Here is a 12,947-nt window from a genome sequence, read left to right as displayed (position 1 = left end):
CGGGCCCGGGTCACACCAGGTCGTCGAGGGTCTTGCGGAGTTCGTCGGCGCGCGGTGAGCCGAGCGCCGTGTAGAGGCCGAGCGCCTCGCGCAGATGGCCGGCGGCCCGGTCCGCCTGCGGGCCGTCCCGCAGTACGGCGGCCGTCCCGACGTGGGCGCGGGCCTGCTCCTCCTGTTCGTCGATCTCGCGTGCCACCTCCAGTGCCTCGGCGTGGGCCGCCAGGGCCTCGGCGGTCCGCCCGAGCCCGTACAGGGCCTCGCCCAGTCCGTTGAGGGCACCGGCCTCGCCGTAGCGTTCGCCGGTCCGGCGGAACAGTTCCAGGGCCTCGCGCTGGCGGCCGGCCGCCTCCTCGTGCCGTCCCAGACCGCTGAGCGCGTTGCCCAGGTTGGACAGGGCGTGCGCGGCGCCGGAGACGTGGGCCAGCCGCCGGAAGAGCGCGAGCGCCCGCTCGAAGTGCCGGGCCGCCGCCGCGTGGTCGCCCAGTCGTGCCACCAGGATGCCCAGGTTGCCGAGGGCACTGGCCTCCCCGAAGGGGTGGTGCACGGTGCGGTACAACTCCAGCGCCCGTTCGTAGCGTTCGACCGACGCCTCGAAGTCCTCCAGCAACTCCAGCACGATGCCCAGGTTGTTGAGAACGTCCGCCTCGCCGAGGACGTCGCCGACCGAGCGGAACAGGGTCACCGCCCGCTCGTGCTGCTCGGCCGCCTCCCGGTAGCGTCCGCGCAGTTCGAGCAGGACGCCCACGTTCGTCAGGTGCCGGGCCTCGCCCGCCGGGTAGCCGATCCGGCGGCACAGTTCGAGCGCGGTGTCGTGCAGCGCGCGTGCGCTGTCGTAGTCGCCGAGCCGCCGGTGGACGGCGCCGAGGCAGACGAGGACGTCGGCCTCACCACGGGTGTCCCCCACCGAGCGCGCCGCCTGCAGCGCGTAGGTGTAGACGGTGAGGGCGTCCGTGTAGTGCCCGGCGCGCTCGTAGTGGCGGTGCAGCGTGGTGACGATGCGCACGGTGTGCCCGGACGGGCCGGGTTCCTCGGTGCGCGAGCACAGCGCCACCAGGGTGGGCTGGGCGGCGGTCAGCCAGGCGCGGGCCTCCTCGGCGGTGCGCAGCGGCGGCAGCCCGGTGCCGGGCCGCTCCACGGCGGGGCGCAGATGGCGTTCGGCCGGGTAGAGGACGTCCATGGCCGCGGCGGCCGCCGCCAGGCTGTGGTCGAGCAGCCGGGTGAGGGCGGCCTCGTGGCCGGGCTCCGGGTCGTGCCGGGCGGCCAGCTCCGCCGCGTACACCCGCAGCAGGTCGTGCATGCCGTACCGGCCGCCGGCGATGCGGTCGAGCAGGTGCGCGCGGGCCAGCACGTCGAGCGCCCGCCGTACGACGTCCACGGACTCGCCGGCCAGGGCCGCGGCGGAGTGCACGTCCGTGTCGGGGCCGGGGTGCAGACCGAGCAGCCGGAAGAGCCGGGCGGGCAGTTCGGCGAGGCGGGCGTAGGACCAGGAGAAGACGGCGCGTACGGCGGCCCGGGGGTCGTCGCCGGAGTCCAGCAGGTCCAGCCGCCGCTGGTGGTCGTGGAGTTCGGCCACCAGCAGGGCGAGCGGCTCCGCGGGCCGGGACAGCACCAGTTCGGCCGCGACCCGCAGGGCCAGCGGCAGCCGGGCGCACTGTTCGGCCAGGTCGGCGGCGACGGAGGGCTCGGTGTCGACCCGGTCGCCGACCAGCGCCCGCAGCAGGGCGAGGGAGTCGGCGGCGGGCAGCGCGTCGAGGACGACGCGGTGCGCGCCGTGCACCGAGACCAGCGCGCCCAGCGAGTCCCGGCTGGTGATCAGCGCCCGGCAGTCCGGGCTGCCCGGCAGCAGGTGCCTGACCTGGGCGGCGGAGGCGGCGTTGTCCAGGACCACCAGCAGCCGCCGGCCGTCCAGCGCGGTCCGGTAGCGGGCCGCCCGGTCCTCCAGGCGCAGCGGGATCTCCTGCCGGGGCACCCCGAGGGCGGTGAGGAAGCCGGTCAGGGCCTGGCCCGTGGAGACCGGCTGCTGCGGGTCGTAGCCCCTGAGGTCGACGTACAGCTGGCCGTCGGGGAAGGCGCCTCGGGAGCGGTGCGCCCAGTGCACCGCGAGCGCGGTCTTGCCGACGCCGGCGGTGCCGGAGACGGCGGCCACGACGGCCGCGGTGGCCGCCTGGCCGCCGTCGCGGACCAGGGCGCGGGTCAGGGCGTCGAGTTGTTCGTGGCGTCCGGTGAACGGTCTGATGTCCATCGGGAGTTGCGCGGGTACGGGCGCGGCGGCGGGCCGCGGGCCGGGCGGCTGCCGTACGGCGGCGGTTCCGCTCGACAACTCCTCGTGCACCGCGCGCAGTTCGGGACCGGGGGGCACGCCCAGTTCGTCGGCCAGCTGGTCCCGGATGCCGGTGTAGACGCGGAGCGCGTCGGCGGTCGAGCCGACGGCCGCGAGCGAGCGCATCAGGAGCGCGGCGAGCTGCTCGGACAGGGGGTGGTCGGCGAGCAGCGGCCGCAGCAGCCCGGGGACCGTCTCCGGGGCGCCCTGCCTCAGCAGGACCGGCGCCCACAGGAGCGCCGCCTCGATCCGCTCCTGGTTCCAGGCGGTGCGCATCCGTTCGGCCCAGGCCCCGGGCATCCCCGGCAGCGGCGCACCGCGCCACAGCCGCAGCGCCTCCTCCAGGAGGGCGGCGCGCTCGCTGTCGGAGCCCAGCGGCTCCCGTCCGCGGGCGACGAGCGAGCGGAACCGGACCAGGTCGAGGGCGTCGCCGTCCGCCTCCAGCACGTAGCCGCCGGAGACCTTGCCCAGGCGTACGGCGGGTCGCGCCGGTTCAGCGCCGTGTTCGCGGGCCGCGGCGTCGTCGAGGAGCCGGCGCAGGCGGCTGATGTGGGAGTAGACGACGGAGCGGGCGCCGTCCGGCGGGGTTCCGTCCCAGAGCCGGTCGACGAGCGTCTCCACCGCGACGGGCCGCCCGGCATCGGCCGCCAGCGCGGCGAGCACCGCCCGCCTGCGCGGTTGTCCCAGGTCCAGTCCGACGTCCATGGCACGCAGTTCCAGCGGACCGAGCAGTAGGAGCTTCAACGACCCTCCGTCACAAGATTTTCGCAAGGCCGATCCTAGATCCTCACTTCAGTGGACGTCAGGCGGACCTTGAGACCAACTGACATACGCCGCAGTGACGTTGGTGAGGAGACGGTCACCGGGTGCCCCCGAGGGGCGCGGACGGCGGCAGCACGGACGGGCAGGGCGTGGGCGAGGCGCACGGGGGTCGCGTCGACCACGCCCTGCCGCCGTCGCCGGCGGGGCGTCCGCCGGGTGATCCGGTCGCCGTCCGGCGGAACCCGAACTGTGATCTTTCCGTCTTCCTTCGGCCAGGGACTCGACAGGAAGCTCACAGTGAGAGAGAAAGTAAAGCCGACCGGAAGGTGACACGCAGGCGAACCACCTCCGACCGGCAACCGACAACCGACAACTAACAAAACGGCCGAAATTGCGACTTATACCTTCCTTGTGGCGTCGACCGCGGGCGAGACTCTGGGCCGCGACGGGTGCCGTGGCCCTCGTGTTCCTCGTCGCGCTGGAGTGCGTCGCACGCCACTACCGTCTGCCGGGGCCGATCACCGTCCAGGTCCGTGAGCTGGTGTTCCCGCCGAAGTCGGGCTTCCTGCTGTACGCCGGGCTCGCGCTGACGATGGTGGTGCTCACCCGGAGGGAGCGGTTCCTCGCGGCCGGTGCCGCGATCGGCATCGATGTCGTCCTCCTGGCGGTCCGCTGGGCGTCCGGCGCCCGGCCGGGCCCCGGCCATCCCTTCGGCAACGGCGCGCTGTGGGTGGTCATCGGCTGTGCGGTCGTCGCCCTCACCCGACGCCGCGGCCGGGAGCGCGTGCTGCTGCTGAAGGGCGCGGGGCTGGGGCTGCTGCTGGTGGTCAGCCGCAAGACCGGCGACACCTGGCTGCTCATCACCTCGAAGACCCGCCCGACGGTGCTCGACCCGTACGTGGCGACCGCCGACCACGCGCTCGGCAACCCGTCCTGGCTGATGGGCCGGCTGGTCACCGCAAGCGGACCGGTCGGCTTCAACCTGCTCGACGTCGTCTACAGCCAGCTCGCCGTGGCCGCGGTCGTCGTCACGCTGTACCAGCTGCGGAATGTGGCGGCCGAACGCCGCTTCCCGCGCCACCACCTGGTGCGCACCTTCCTGGCGATCGGCCTGCTCGGGCCCGTCGTCTACATGCTGTTCCCGGTGGTCGGGCCGGTCTTCGCCTACGGCACCGGGGCCGACCACTGGGCGTCGCTCAGCCTCTGGCCGGACCGGCCGCCGGGCGGCGGGCACTGGCCCGTGCCCGACCTGTGGCCGAGGACGCTGCCGACGGTCGGCGTGCCGCACCACATCCGGTACGACGCGACGACCCCGCGCAACTGCATGCCGAGCCTGCACACGGCCTGGGCCACGGCGATCTTCATCCACTCCCGCCGCGGCCCCCGGCTCCTGCGGTTCGCGGGCACGTTCTGGCTGGCCGCCACGCTCACCGCGACCCTCGGTTTCGGCTACCACTACGGCGCGGACCTCGTCGCCGGTGTGGTGTTCACCCTCACCATCGAGACGGCGCTGCGCGCGTACGGCCACGGCTGGGACCCGGCGGGGCTCCGGCTGGCCGGGTACGGCGCGGCGGTCTTCGTCGCCCTCCTGCTGTCCTACCGCTTCCTGCCGCTGCCCATGGCCCACCGCCCGTGGCTCTCCGGCCCGCTGCTCGTGCTGGCCATGGTCTCGATGATCTACGGCTACGTCAGGACCACGGCCCGCTGGGAACCGGGCCCCGCCCCGGTCCCGGCGACCCACCCGAAACCGCACCCCGAACTGATCTGAGGCGGCACGGGGGCACCACGGCACCGGTGCCCCCCTGGCCCGCCCCGCCCCCGCCCCCTGCCCCTCGGGCCTCGCGCCTCGGTCCTCCAGCCGGGGCGGGCGGCGCCGGACGGCGGGTCGGCGAGGGGGTGTGCGTCGGCGCCGCTCCCCCGGCCCCGGGGCGTCAGATGCGGTCGCGCAGCCGCCTTTCCCGGCCGTAGAGGCCGACGACGAGCAGGATCAGGCCGCCGGTGATCATGTCCTGGGACGCCGAGGAGAGCTGGTTGGCGCTGAGCAGCAGGGCGACCACCGAGAGGATCAGCGCGCCGAGCACCGTGCGCCAGTAGTCGCCGCGGCCGCCGAACATGGTGCCGCCGACGATGACCGCCGCCAGGGACTGGAAGAGGTAGGGGTCGCCGATGGTGACGTTGCCCGAGCCCGAGTAGCCCGCCAGCAGGATGCCCACGCAGGTGGCCAGCACCGCGCTGGCGACGTACGCGTAGATCCAGGTCCGGTTGACCCGCACCAGGGCGAGCCGGGCGGCGCTCTGGTTGACGCCGGTCAGGTAGAGGTTGCGTCCGGCGCGGGTCCGGGTGAGCACCAGGCCGATGACGACCGCCACCACCGCCCAGATGACGACCACCGGCGGGACGCCGATGCCGAACGTGGTGCCGTTGGCGGCCGTCAGCCTGCCCAGCCACGCCGGGGCGACCCCGGTGGCGGAGCCGTTGATCCACTTGAGCACCAGGCCGGAGAGCAGCGCGCTCACCCCCAGCGTCACGATCAGCGGCTCGACCTTGAAGCGGTACGACAGCACCCCGTTGAGGAGTCCGCCCACCACCCCGACGGCCAGCGCGACCGCCACCGCGGCCCCGGTGGACCAGTGTTCGGTGCCGCACAGTTCGGCGATGATGACGTTGCCGGCCGAGATGAACGCCGCGATGGAGAAGTCGATGCCGCCCACCAGGACGACGATGGTCTGCCCGGCGCCCGCGAGCCCCAGCAGCGAGGCGTTGACGAGGACGGCGTAGAGCACCCGCTGCGAGCCGAAGCCCTCGATGGTGCTCAGACCGTAGCCGTACAGCGCGGCCAGGGCGAGCAGTTGGAACAGCGGGAACCGGCGCTGCCACTCGGTGAGCGTGTGCAGCAGGGGGACCCCGTCCGCTCCCGTCGCCGGGTCCGCGACCGCGGTGTCTGTGGTCATGCGACGGCCCTCCTGCGGGCGTTGGTCAACACGGCGCCCACGACCACGGCGAAGAGCAGCATCGCGCCGTAGATCGCGGTGGACCACAGGGTGGACACCTTCACCACGTTGAGCAGGTTGTTGATCAGGTAGATGCTCGCCGCGCCGAGCAGCGAGCCCTGGAGGGAGCCCCGGCCGCCCGCCAGCGAGGTGCCGCCGAGGGCCACCGCGGCGATGGCGAGCAGGGTGTACTGCGCCGACATGCTGGCCGCGCCCTCGCTGATGAGGGACATCAGGGCGATTCCGGCGATGCCCGCGTAGAGCCCGCCGAGGGAGTACGCGGCGATCCGGACCTTCGGCACGTTCACCCCGGCGGAGAAGGCGGTGGCGTCGTCGCCGCCGACCGCGTACAGCGCCTTGACGAACGGGGTCCGGGACAGGCCCCACCAGATGAGCAGCGGGGCGCCGATGGTCAGCAGCGCGCCGGGGACCGGGCCGAAGGAACCGGCCAGGTCCTTGGTCCACGCGGTGCTGCCGGAGGGGACGGTGTCGCCCTGCACCTGGGTGGCCAGACCGCCGATGACGATGTTGGCGCAGAGCGTGGCCACGACCGGCTGGAAGCGCAGCACGGCCACGAGGACGCCGTTGACCGCGCCGATCGCCGCACCGATCGCCAGGCAGACCGGGATCACCACGAAGGGCGAAGTGAGGCCGTTGGGCAGCAGGTTGGCCACGATGACGATGTCGATCAGGGTCAGCAGCGGGCCGATCGAGATGTCGATGCCGCCGCCGCCCGAGAGGATCGCCGGGGTGCTGGCCATCGCCGCGACGGCCAGCGGCGCGAAGGACGCCAGGACCGCCGCCCAGTTGTCGTAGGCCAGGAAGGCCGGCTGGAGTGCGGTGTTGACCACCAGCAGGACCAGCGCGAGCAGCCCCGCGAACGCGTACGGGCGCTTGCCGAGCAGGCCCCGCAGGAAATCGAGGGCATTCATGCGTCACCATCCGGGGAGGCGGCGCCGGTGACCGACGGGGTGACCGTGCGGCCGAAGAACGCGGCGACCAGGGACTGTCGGGTCAGCGACGGGCGGTCGAGGGTCGTGGAGTGCGAGCCCTCGCGGAAGACGAGGACGCGGTCCATGAGTTCGATGTGCTCGTCGACCTCCGTCGAGAGCATGACGACCGCGACCCCGCGCGCCGTCAGCTCGTCGAGCAGCGCGTAGATGTCGCGCTTGGCGCCGATGTCCACGCCCCGGGTGGGGTCGTTGAGCAGGAGCACGTCCGGGCGGCGGGCGAGCCAGCGGGCGATGACGACCTTCTGCTGGTTGCCGCCGGACAGGGTGGTGACGGGGTCGGACTCGCGGCCCATCCGGACCTTGAGGCCGGACCGGTACTCCGTGAAGCGGCCGAGCGCGGACGCCCGTGACAGCAGCCCGAAGCGGGTGTCCCTGTGCTGGGTCGCGGCGGAGAAGTTCTCCCGGACGGAGAGCGTCCCGAACAGGGCCTCGCCGCGCCGGTCACGCGGTACGTAGCCGATGCCGGCCGCCGCCGCCCGCTGCTCCGAGCGGATCTCGCTCTCGCCGCCCACCTCGACGCGTACGACGGACCCCGCGCCCGCGGGACCGTGCCACAGCGCCTTGATGAAGGCGTCCTGGCCGTGGCCCTCCAGGCCGGCCAGGCCGACCGTCTCCCCGGCCCGCAGCTCGAAGTCGACCGGGTCGGCGTCCGGCCGGAGCCTGAGCCCGCGGACCCGCAGCAGCACCGGCGCGTCGGCGGCGGGGCCGCTGCGGTGGGCGAGCGTGCCGCCCTCGGGGATGTCGGTGAGGTGTTCGGCGCCGGTCATCAGGCGCACCAGCTCGGCCGTGGTGGCGTCGTCGGCGTCCAGGGTGGCCACCGACTCGCCGGAGCGCAGCACGGACACCCGGTCGGAGATGGCGTCGACCTCGTCCATACGGTGGGAGACGAACAGCACCGCCATACCGGCCGCCTTGCGCCGGGCGATGGCCTCGAAGAGCCGGTCCCGGGTGGCCACGTCGAGCGCGCTGGTGGCCTCGTCCAGGATCAGCACCCGGGGCTCGCGGACCAGCGCGCGGGCGATGCCGCAGGCCTGCCGGTCGCTCAGCGAGAGCTGTTCGACCGGAGTGTCCAGGTCGGGCGCCGCACCGAGCAGTTCGCCCAGTACGGCGGCGGCCCTGGCCCGCTTGTCGGCCTCGGGGACGCGCCGCCGGAAGACCCCGTCGGCGCCGAGCCAGACGTTCTCCAGCACGGAGCGCGGGCCGACCACCAGGACCTCCTGGTAGACGGCCATCACCCCGGCCGCGATCGCCGCCGCGGGGCCGCCGGGACGGACCGCGCGGCCGGCGACCTGGTAGCCGCCGGAGTCCGGGGCGTGCACCCCGGTGAGAATCTTGACCAGGGTGCTCTTCCCCGACCCGTTCTCGCCCATCAGGGCATGGACCTCGCCGGCCAGAAGCCGGAGCGAACAGGACCGCAAGGCCCTGGTCGCCCCGAACGACTTGGCGAGACCGGTGACTTCGAGGGCCACCTGGCTCTGCTCGCTCAACGTACTGCTCCCTATGAGCCGAAGAAGCCGTCGATGTAGCTCGTCTCGGCGAATGTCTGGCCGACATCGCCCACCGTGATGGTGGAGGCGTCACCGGTCTTGAAACTCGACTTCGAGAACTTCGACAGGTTGTCGCTCGTCACGAGCGGCGGGTTGATGACGATGTCCGAGGCCTTGACCCCGTCACCGTCGAGCATGTGCTTGGCCACCTGGACGACGGCCTTGGCCAGTCCGTCGGCCGGGTTGAACAGGCCGACGCCCTTGTAGCTGCTCTCGTTGGCCGCCCAGTAGGCCACTCCGCCCTTGGTCAGGCCGTTGTCGGCGACCGGCGGCACGGTGACGCCGGACTTCTGGAAGGCGGAGATGATGCCGGTGGTCATCGGGCCGCCCTCCAGGACGCCGCCGATGGTCTTGGTCGGGTTCGCGGCCAGGTACTGCTGGACCTTGGTCTGCGCGGTGGTGGGCGAGAAGTCGGTGTAGATCGAGTCGTCCAGGGTGATGCCGGAGCACTTCGCCAGCGCGGCCTTGGCGCCGTTGAAGGTGTCGGTGTCGATCGGCACGCCCTTGATGCCGTGCACGCCGAGGATCGTGCCCTTGCCGCCCATCGACTTCGCCAGGGCGGCGCCCTGCGCCTCGCCCGCCGCGAAGGCGTTCGGCACGACGTTGACGGTGTTGGCGTCGGTCACATTGTTCAGCACCGAGATGGACGGGATGCCGGCCTTGGCGGCCTTGTCGACGACCGACTCGAAACCGGCGGCCAGCGGCTGGTAGATGATCAGGTCGACCTTGTCGGTGATCAGCTGGTTGAACTGGGATATCTGGTTGGTGACCTCGTTGGTGGACACGAGGTCGATGACCTTGTACCCCTGTGCCTTGAGGTACTTCTGCAGCGCGGTGTTGATCAGCGTCTGGTAGGGGTTCACCAGCTGGGACTCGGAGATGCCGACGGTGATCGTCCCGGACTTCTTGCCCTCCCAGTTCTCCCACGCGCTCTTCTGCACGGTGCCCGAGTAACCGCTGTAGGCCGCCGAGTAGTCCGCGCCCAGGGCCTTGATCAGGCCTGCCTTGTCGTTGAAGTCCGCCGCCGGGACGGTTCCGCAGGACGACGACGAGGACGAGGAGCCGGAGTCGGCGCTCGTGCCGTCGGCGCTCTTCTTGCTGCACCCCGCCGCGGTGACGGTGAGCAGGGCCGCGGCACAGAGAGCGCCCGAGACCCGTACGGTGCGGTTGCGGTGTGTCGTGGCGGTGGCCGCGGTCACTGGTCTTGCGGTCATCGTGGGGACTCTCCTTTGAGCCTGTGCGAGTCGGCGCCGGGTCACGGAGCGAAACGGCCCGACTAAATTGCACGGCAGCGTAAGAAGTGCCCGAAACGACGTACAAGGTCCCCAGTCATCGAGCCTGGGGATGGGAGGTATACCGGCCCGGTCCGGCACGGGCTGTGGCGCGGAGGATGCGCCGGTCGCCGCGGCGCCGCGATCGGGAGATTCCGCATGCTCCGCCGACGGCGGACACAGCCCTCCGCTCATCAGTCGAATCAATGTCATGTATGGCAAATCATGAGTTCTGTCCATGGTCGGCGTTGCCGAGAATGGACGCACACCACTGATCCAGGAGCACAGACATGACGCAATTGACCGGGAAGGTCGCCCTCGTCAGCGGCACGGGCGGCGGGATGGGCCGGGCCGCGGCGCTGGAGTTCGCCGCGCGCGGCGCGTTCGTCGTGGGCTGCGACCTCGACGCGCAGGCCGCGGAGGAGACCGTCGCCCTGGTACGGGAGAAGGGTGGCCGGATGCGCTCGGTGCAGCCGGTCGATCTGGCCACCGAGGAGGGCGCGGCCCGCTGGGTGCGGGACACCGCCGACGAGTACGGCAAGGTCGACGTCCTCTACAACAACGCCTCGGTCGCCCGGGTCGGCCCCTGGGACGAACTCACCTACGAGCAGTGGAAGTTCTCCCTCACCTACGAACTCGACATCGTCTACCTGTCGACCAGGGCGGCCTGGCCCCTGCTGAAGGCGGCCGGCGGCGGTGTGGTCATCAACGTCGCCAGCGTGGCGGCGCACCGCGGCGCCCGGTTCGTGCACCAGCACGCGCACGGTGCCGCGAAGGGCGGTGTCCTCGCCTTCACCAAGCACCTGGTGGTCTCGGGCGCGCCGCACCGGATACGCGCCGTCACCATCAGCCCCGGCCTCATCGTCACCCCCGCGACCGAACCGGTCATCGCCGCGCTGGGCGCGGAGGGCGAGGCCGGCATGGTCGGCCGCATCCCCTCGGGGCGGCTCGGCCGGGCGGAGGACGTCGCCCACCTGGCCGCGTTCCTGGCGTCGGACTCCGCGTCGTACATCAACGGTTCCGACATCGCCGTCGACGGCGGGATCATGGCCACGGACTGACGGACCCGAGCACCGCGAAGGGGGCGTCGCCGTACCGGCGACGCCCCCTTCGGCCTGTTCCGGGTCAGTCCCGGTGCGTGACGGTGAGCACCAGGTGTCCCCGGTGGCTGCCGGGTGCGTCGAGGGGGGTCTCGACGCCGTCCACGGTCAGCACCGGCCGGGTGCCGTCGGCCGCCGTGACCACGGCGTCCTCGCCCAGGGTCAGGCCGGTCAGATGGGAGGTACCGGTGACCGTCCAGGTGGAGCGGGTCAGCGAGACGATCACACCGTTGTTGACCGGGGCGCCCGGGGTGTTGCGCACCTCGCCGAGCAGACGGTGGTCGTCGCCGGTGATGGTGTCCTTGTCGTGCCGGGCGGTGGCCGCCGAGATCACTCCGGTCAGGCGGGAGTCGGTGACGTCGAGGACCAGGTTCTTCCCGGTCGGCTCGGGGCGCGGCGCCAGACCTCCCGCGCCGATCTTGTCGGTGCCGGTGCCGTCCCGGAAGCCGTTGTAGAAGTCGCCGGCCACGGTGGCGTGGCTGAGGGTGACGATGACGTCGTCCTCGTGGCGGGCGGTGACGTCGAACTCCTCGACGCGCAGCGGCTCCTCGGCGGGCTCGTGGTAGACGCCCTGGTTGAGCAGGGCGCCGTCGACGAAGACCGGGCCCGGGTCGTCGGAGTCCATGAGCTGTACGACGACGCCGTTGCCCGGGCGGAGCCGGGCTCCGCCGGAGCCGTCCACCTCGATGCGGGCCGCGACGCCCTTGACGAGGAAGACGGTCTTCCCGGTGTCGAGGACCGTGTCGTCCTGGACCCGTACGCTCGCCGGGCGGTCGTCGACGGCGGCGCTCGCGTGGAGCATGACGCCGAACCGGCCGGACCTGACGGTGGTCGGCCGCCGCGGCAGCGCCTTCAGCTCGTCGTCGGTCAGGCCGAGGCCGAGTTCGTCGTTGAGCCGGGCGACCTCCTCCGGTGAACTGGCCCCGAGGGTCACCCGGTTGGCGCCGGCGTCGATGATGACGGCGTAGTCGGGGACGTCGACGGCCGTACCGAGGATGCGGGTGGTGGCGGCTCCCAGCGAGTAGGCGCCGTACCCGCTCTCCCCGGTGACGGCGACGGTGCTGTTGATCGTGGTCAGCCGGGCGTTGCCGCCCATGTCGTTGGAGAGGGCGCCCCAGCCCTCCGCCGTGACGGTGGAGTCCACGAACGTGGCCGTGGTGTCGACACCGACCAGGTTGACCGCCCGGCAGGTGCCGCTCAGCCCGAGCATCCAGGGCACGGCCATCATCGTGCCCGGGTCCACGTTGGGCACGTAGTCGTCGGGCAGTTCGCCGTCGCGTGCCTCGATCTCGCTGTGCTTGACGACGAGGCTGCTGCCCTTGTCGGCCACCAGCCCGGCGCGGATGAGGCCGAAGGTGCGGATCCGGGCGTCCTCCAGGACCAGCCTGGTGCCGTCGCCCGCCGAGGTGATCCCGGCGCCCCAGCCGACGAAGTCGTCGCCGCCGTCGCCCTCGAAGTCCACGACCGGCCGGTGCAGGGTGTAGGTGCCGCCGGCGACGTAGACGCCGTTGAAGCGGTCGCCGGCGGAGACCAGTTCGACCCCGGTGAGGTGCTGTCCGTCCAGGGTGGCCCCGGGGGCCGCGGCCGTCACGGACTTGGACGGCACGATCCCGGTGGAGTCGAGGTACAGCGCCTGGCGCAGCTCGTGGACGAGGTTGAAGGGGCCGAAGTCGAACGGGACCACGTTCTCCTCGGTGACGGTGAGGGTCACGTCGCCGGTGTGGCGGCCCGGCCCGATGTTCCGCTCGACGCCGTCGACGGTGAGGGTGAGCAGGTGTCCGGCCGGTGCGGTGACGGTGGCGCCCTCGGCTATCTCCAACTGCCTTGTGCGTATGGTCTGTTCGATGGTCAGCGTCTGGCCGGCGCCGAGGGTGAGGTCGTCGCCGTACTCCAGCGTGGCGGTCATCTCTGGTCCTTTCGGTGGTGCGTGGTACTGCGCGGGGG

General features: G+C 72.4%; 7 protein-coding genes and 1 pseudogene. 2 read left to right on the top strand and 6 right to left on the bottom strand.

Annotated elements, in window-relative coordinates; translation table 11 throughout:
- Positions 1–10: 10 nt before the first annotated feature.
- Positions 11–3,064 carry an AfsR/SARP family transcriptional regulator gene (locus tag ACZ619_RS43270; protein ID WP_469611446.1) on the bottom strand — a complete coding sequence of 1,018 codons (3,054 nt, stop codon included), beginning with the start codon at positions 3,062–3,064 and terminating at the stop codon, positions 11–13.
- 427 nt (positions 3,065–3,491) lie between these two features.
- Here ACZ619_RS43270 and ACZ619_RS43265 point away from each other — a divergent pair, with 427 nt between their 5' ends.
- Complete coding sequence (locus tag ACZ619_RS43265; protein WP_469611444.1) at positions 3,492–4,850, top strand: phosphatase PAP2 family protein; 1,359 nt, start codon at positions 3,492–3,494, stop codon at positions 4,848–4,850.
- 163 nt (positions 4,851–5,013) lie between these two features.
- Here the strand turns inward: ACZ619_RS43265 and ACZ619_RS43260 are convergent, their stop codons facing one another.
- From ACZ619_RS43260 to ACZ619_RS43245, 4 genes and pseudogenes are all read right to left on the bottom strand, one after another.
- Complete coding sequence (locus ACZ619_RS43260) at positions 5,014–6,033, bottom strand: ABC transporter permease (protein WP_469611442.1); 1,020 nt, start codon at positions 6,031–6,033, stop codon at positions 5,014–5,016.
- Positions 6,030–7,004: an ABC transporter permease gene (locus ACZ619_RS43255; RefSeq protein WP_469611440.1), complete on the bottom strand. Its 975-nt coding sequence runs from the start codon at positions 7,002–7,004 to the stop codon at positions 6,030–6,032. Before ACZ619_RS43255 ends, ACZ619_RS43260 begins: the two co-directional genes overlap by 4 nt.
- A gap of 272 nt (positions 7,005–7,276) precedes the next feature.
- Positions 7,277–8,572, bottom strand: a pseudogene (locus ACZ619_RS43250) (ATP-binding cassette domain-containing protein); the annotation flags it as partial.
- Positions 8,573–8,583: 11 nt separating this feature from the next.
- A complete protein-coding gene (locus ACZ619_RS43245; RefSeq protein ID WP_469611438.1) occupies positions 8,584–9,846 on the bottom strand; it encodes a substrate-binding domain-containing protein in 1,263 nt (420 codons plus the stop codon).
- A gap of 347 nt (positions 9,847–10,193) precedes the next feature.
- Between ACZ619_RS43245 and ACZ619_RS43240 the strand changes: the two genes are divergently transcribed.
- Positions 10,194–10,964: an SDR family NAD(P)-dependent oxidoreductase gene (locus ACZ619_RS43240; RefSeq protein WP_469611437.1), complete on the top strand. Its 771-nt coding sequence runs from the start codon at positions 10,194–10,196 to the stop codon at positions 10,962–10,964.
- Positions 10,965–11,028: 64 nt separating this feature from the next.
- Here the strand turns inward: ACZ619_RS43240 and ACZ619_RS43235 are convergent, their stop codons facing one another.
- Entirely contained in the window at positions 11,029–12,909 is a 1,881-nt protein-coding gene (locus tag ACZ619_RS43235; RefSeq protein ID WP_469611435.1) for a hypothetical protein, read from the bottom strand.
- Between the last annotated feature and the right edge of the window lie 38 nt (positions 12,910–12,947).

The organism is Streptomyces sp. NPDC104367, assembly GCF_055583825.1.
This window is presented reverse-complemented; position numbering and strand designations above follow the sequence as displayed.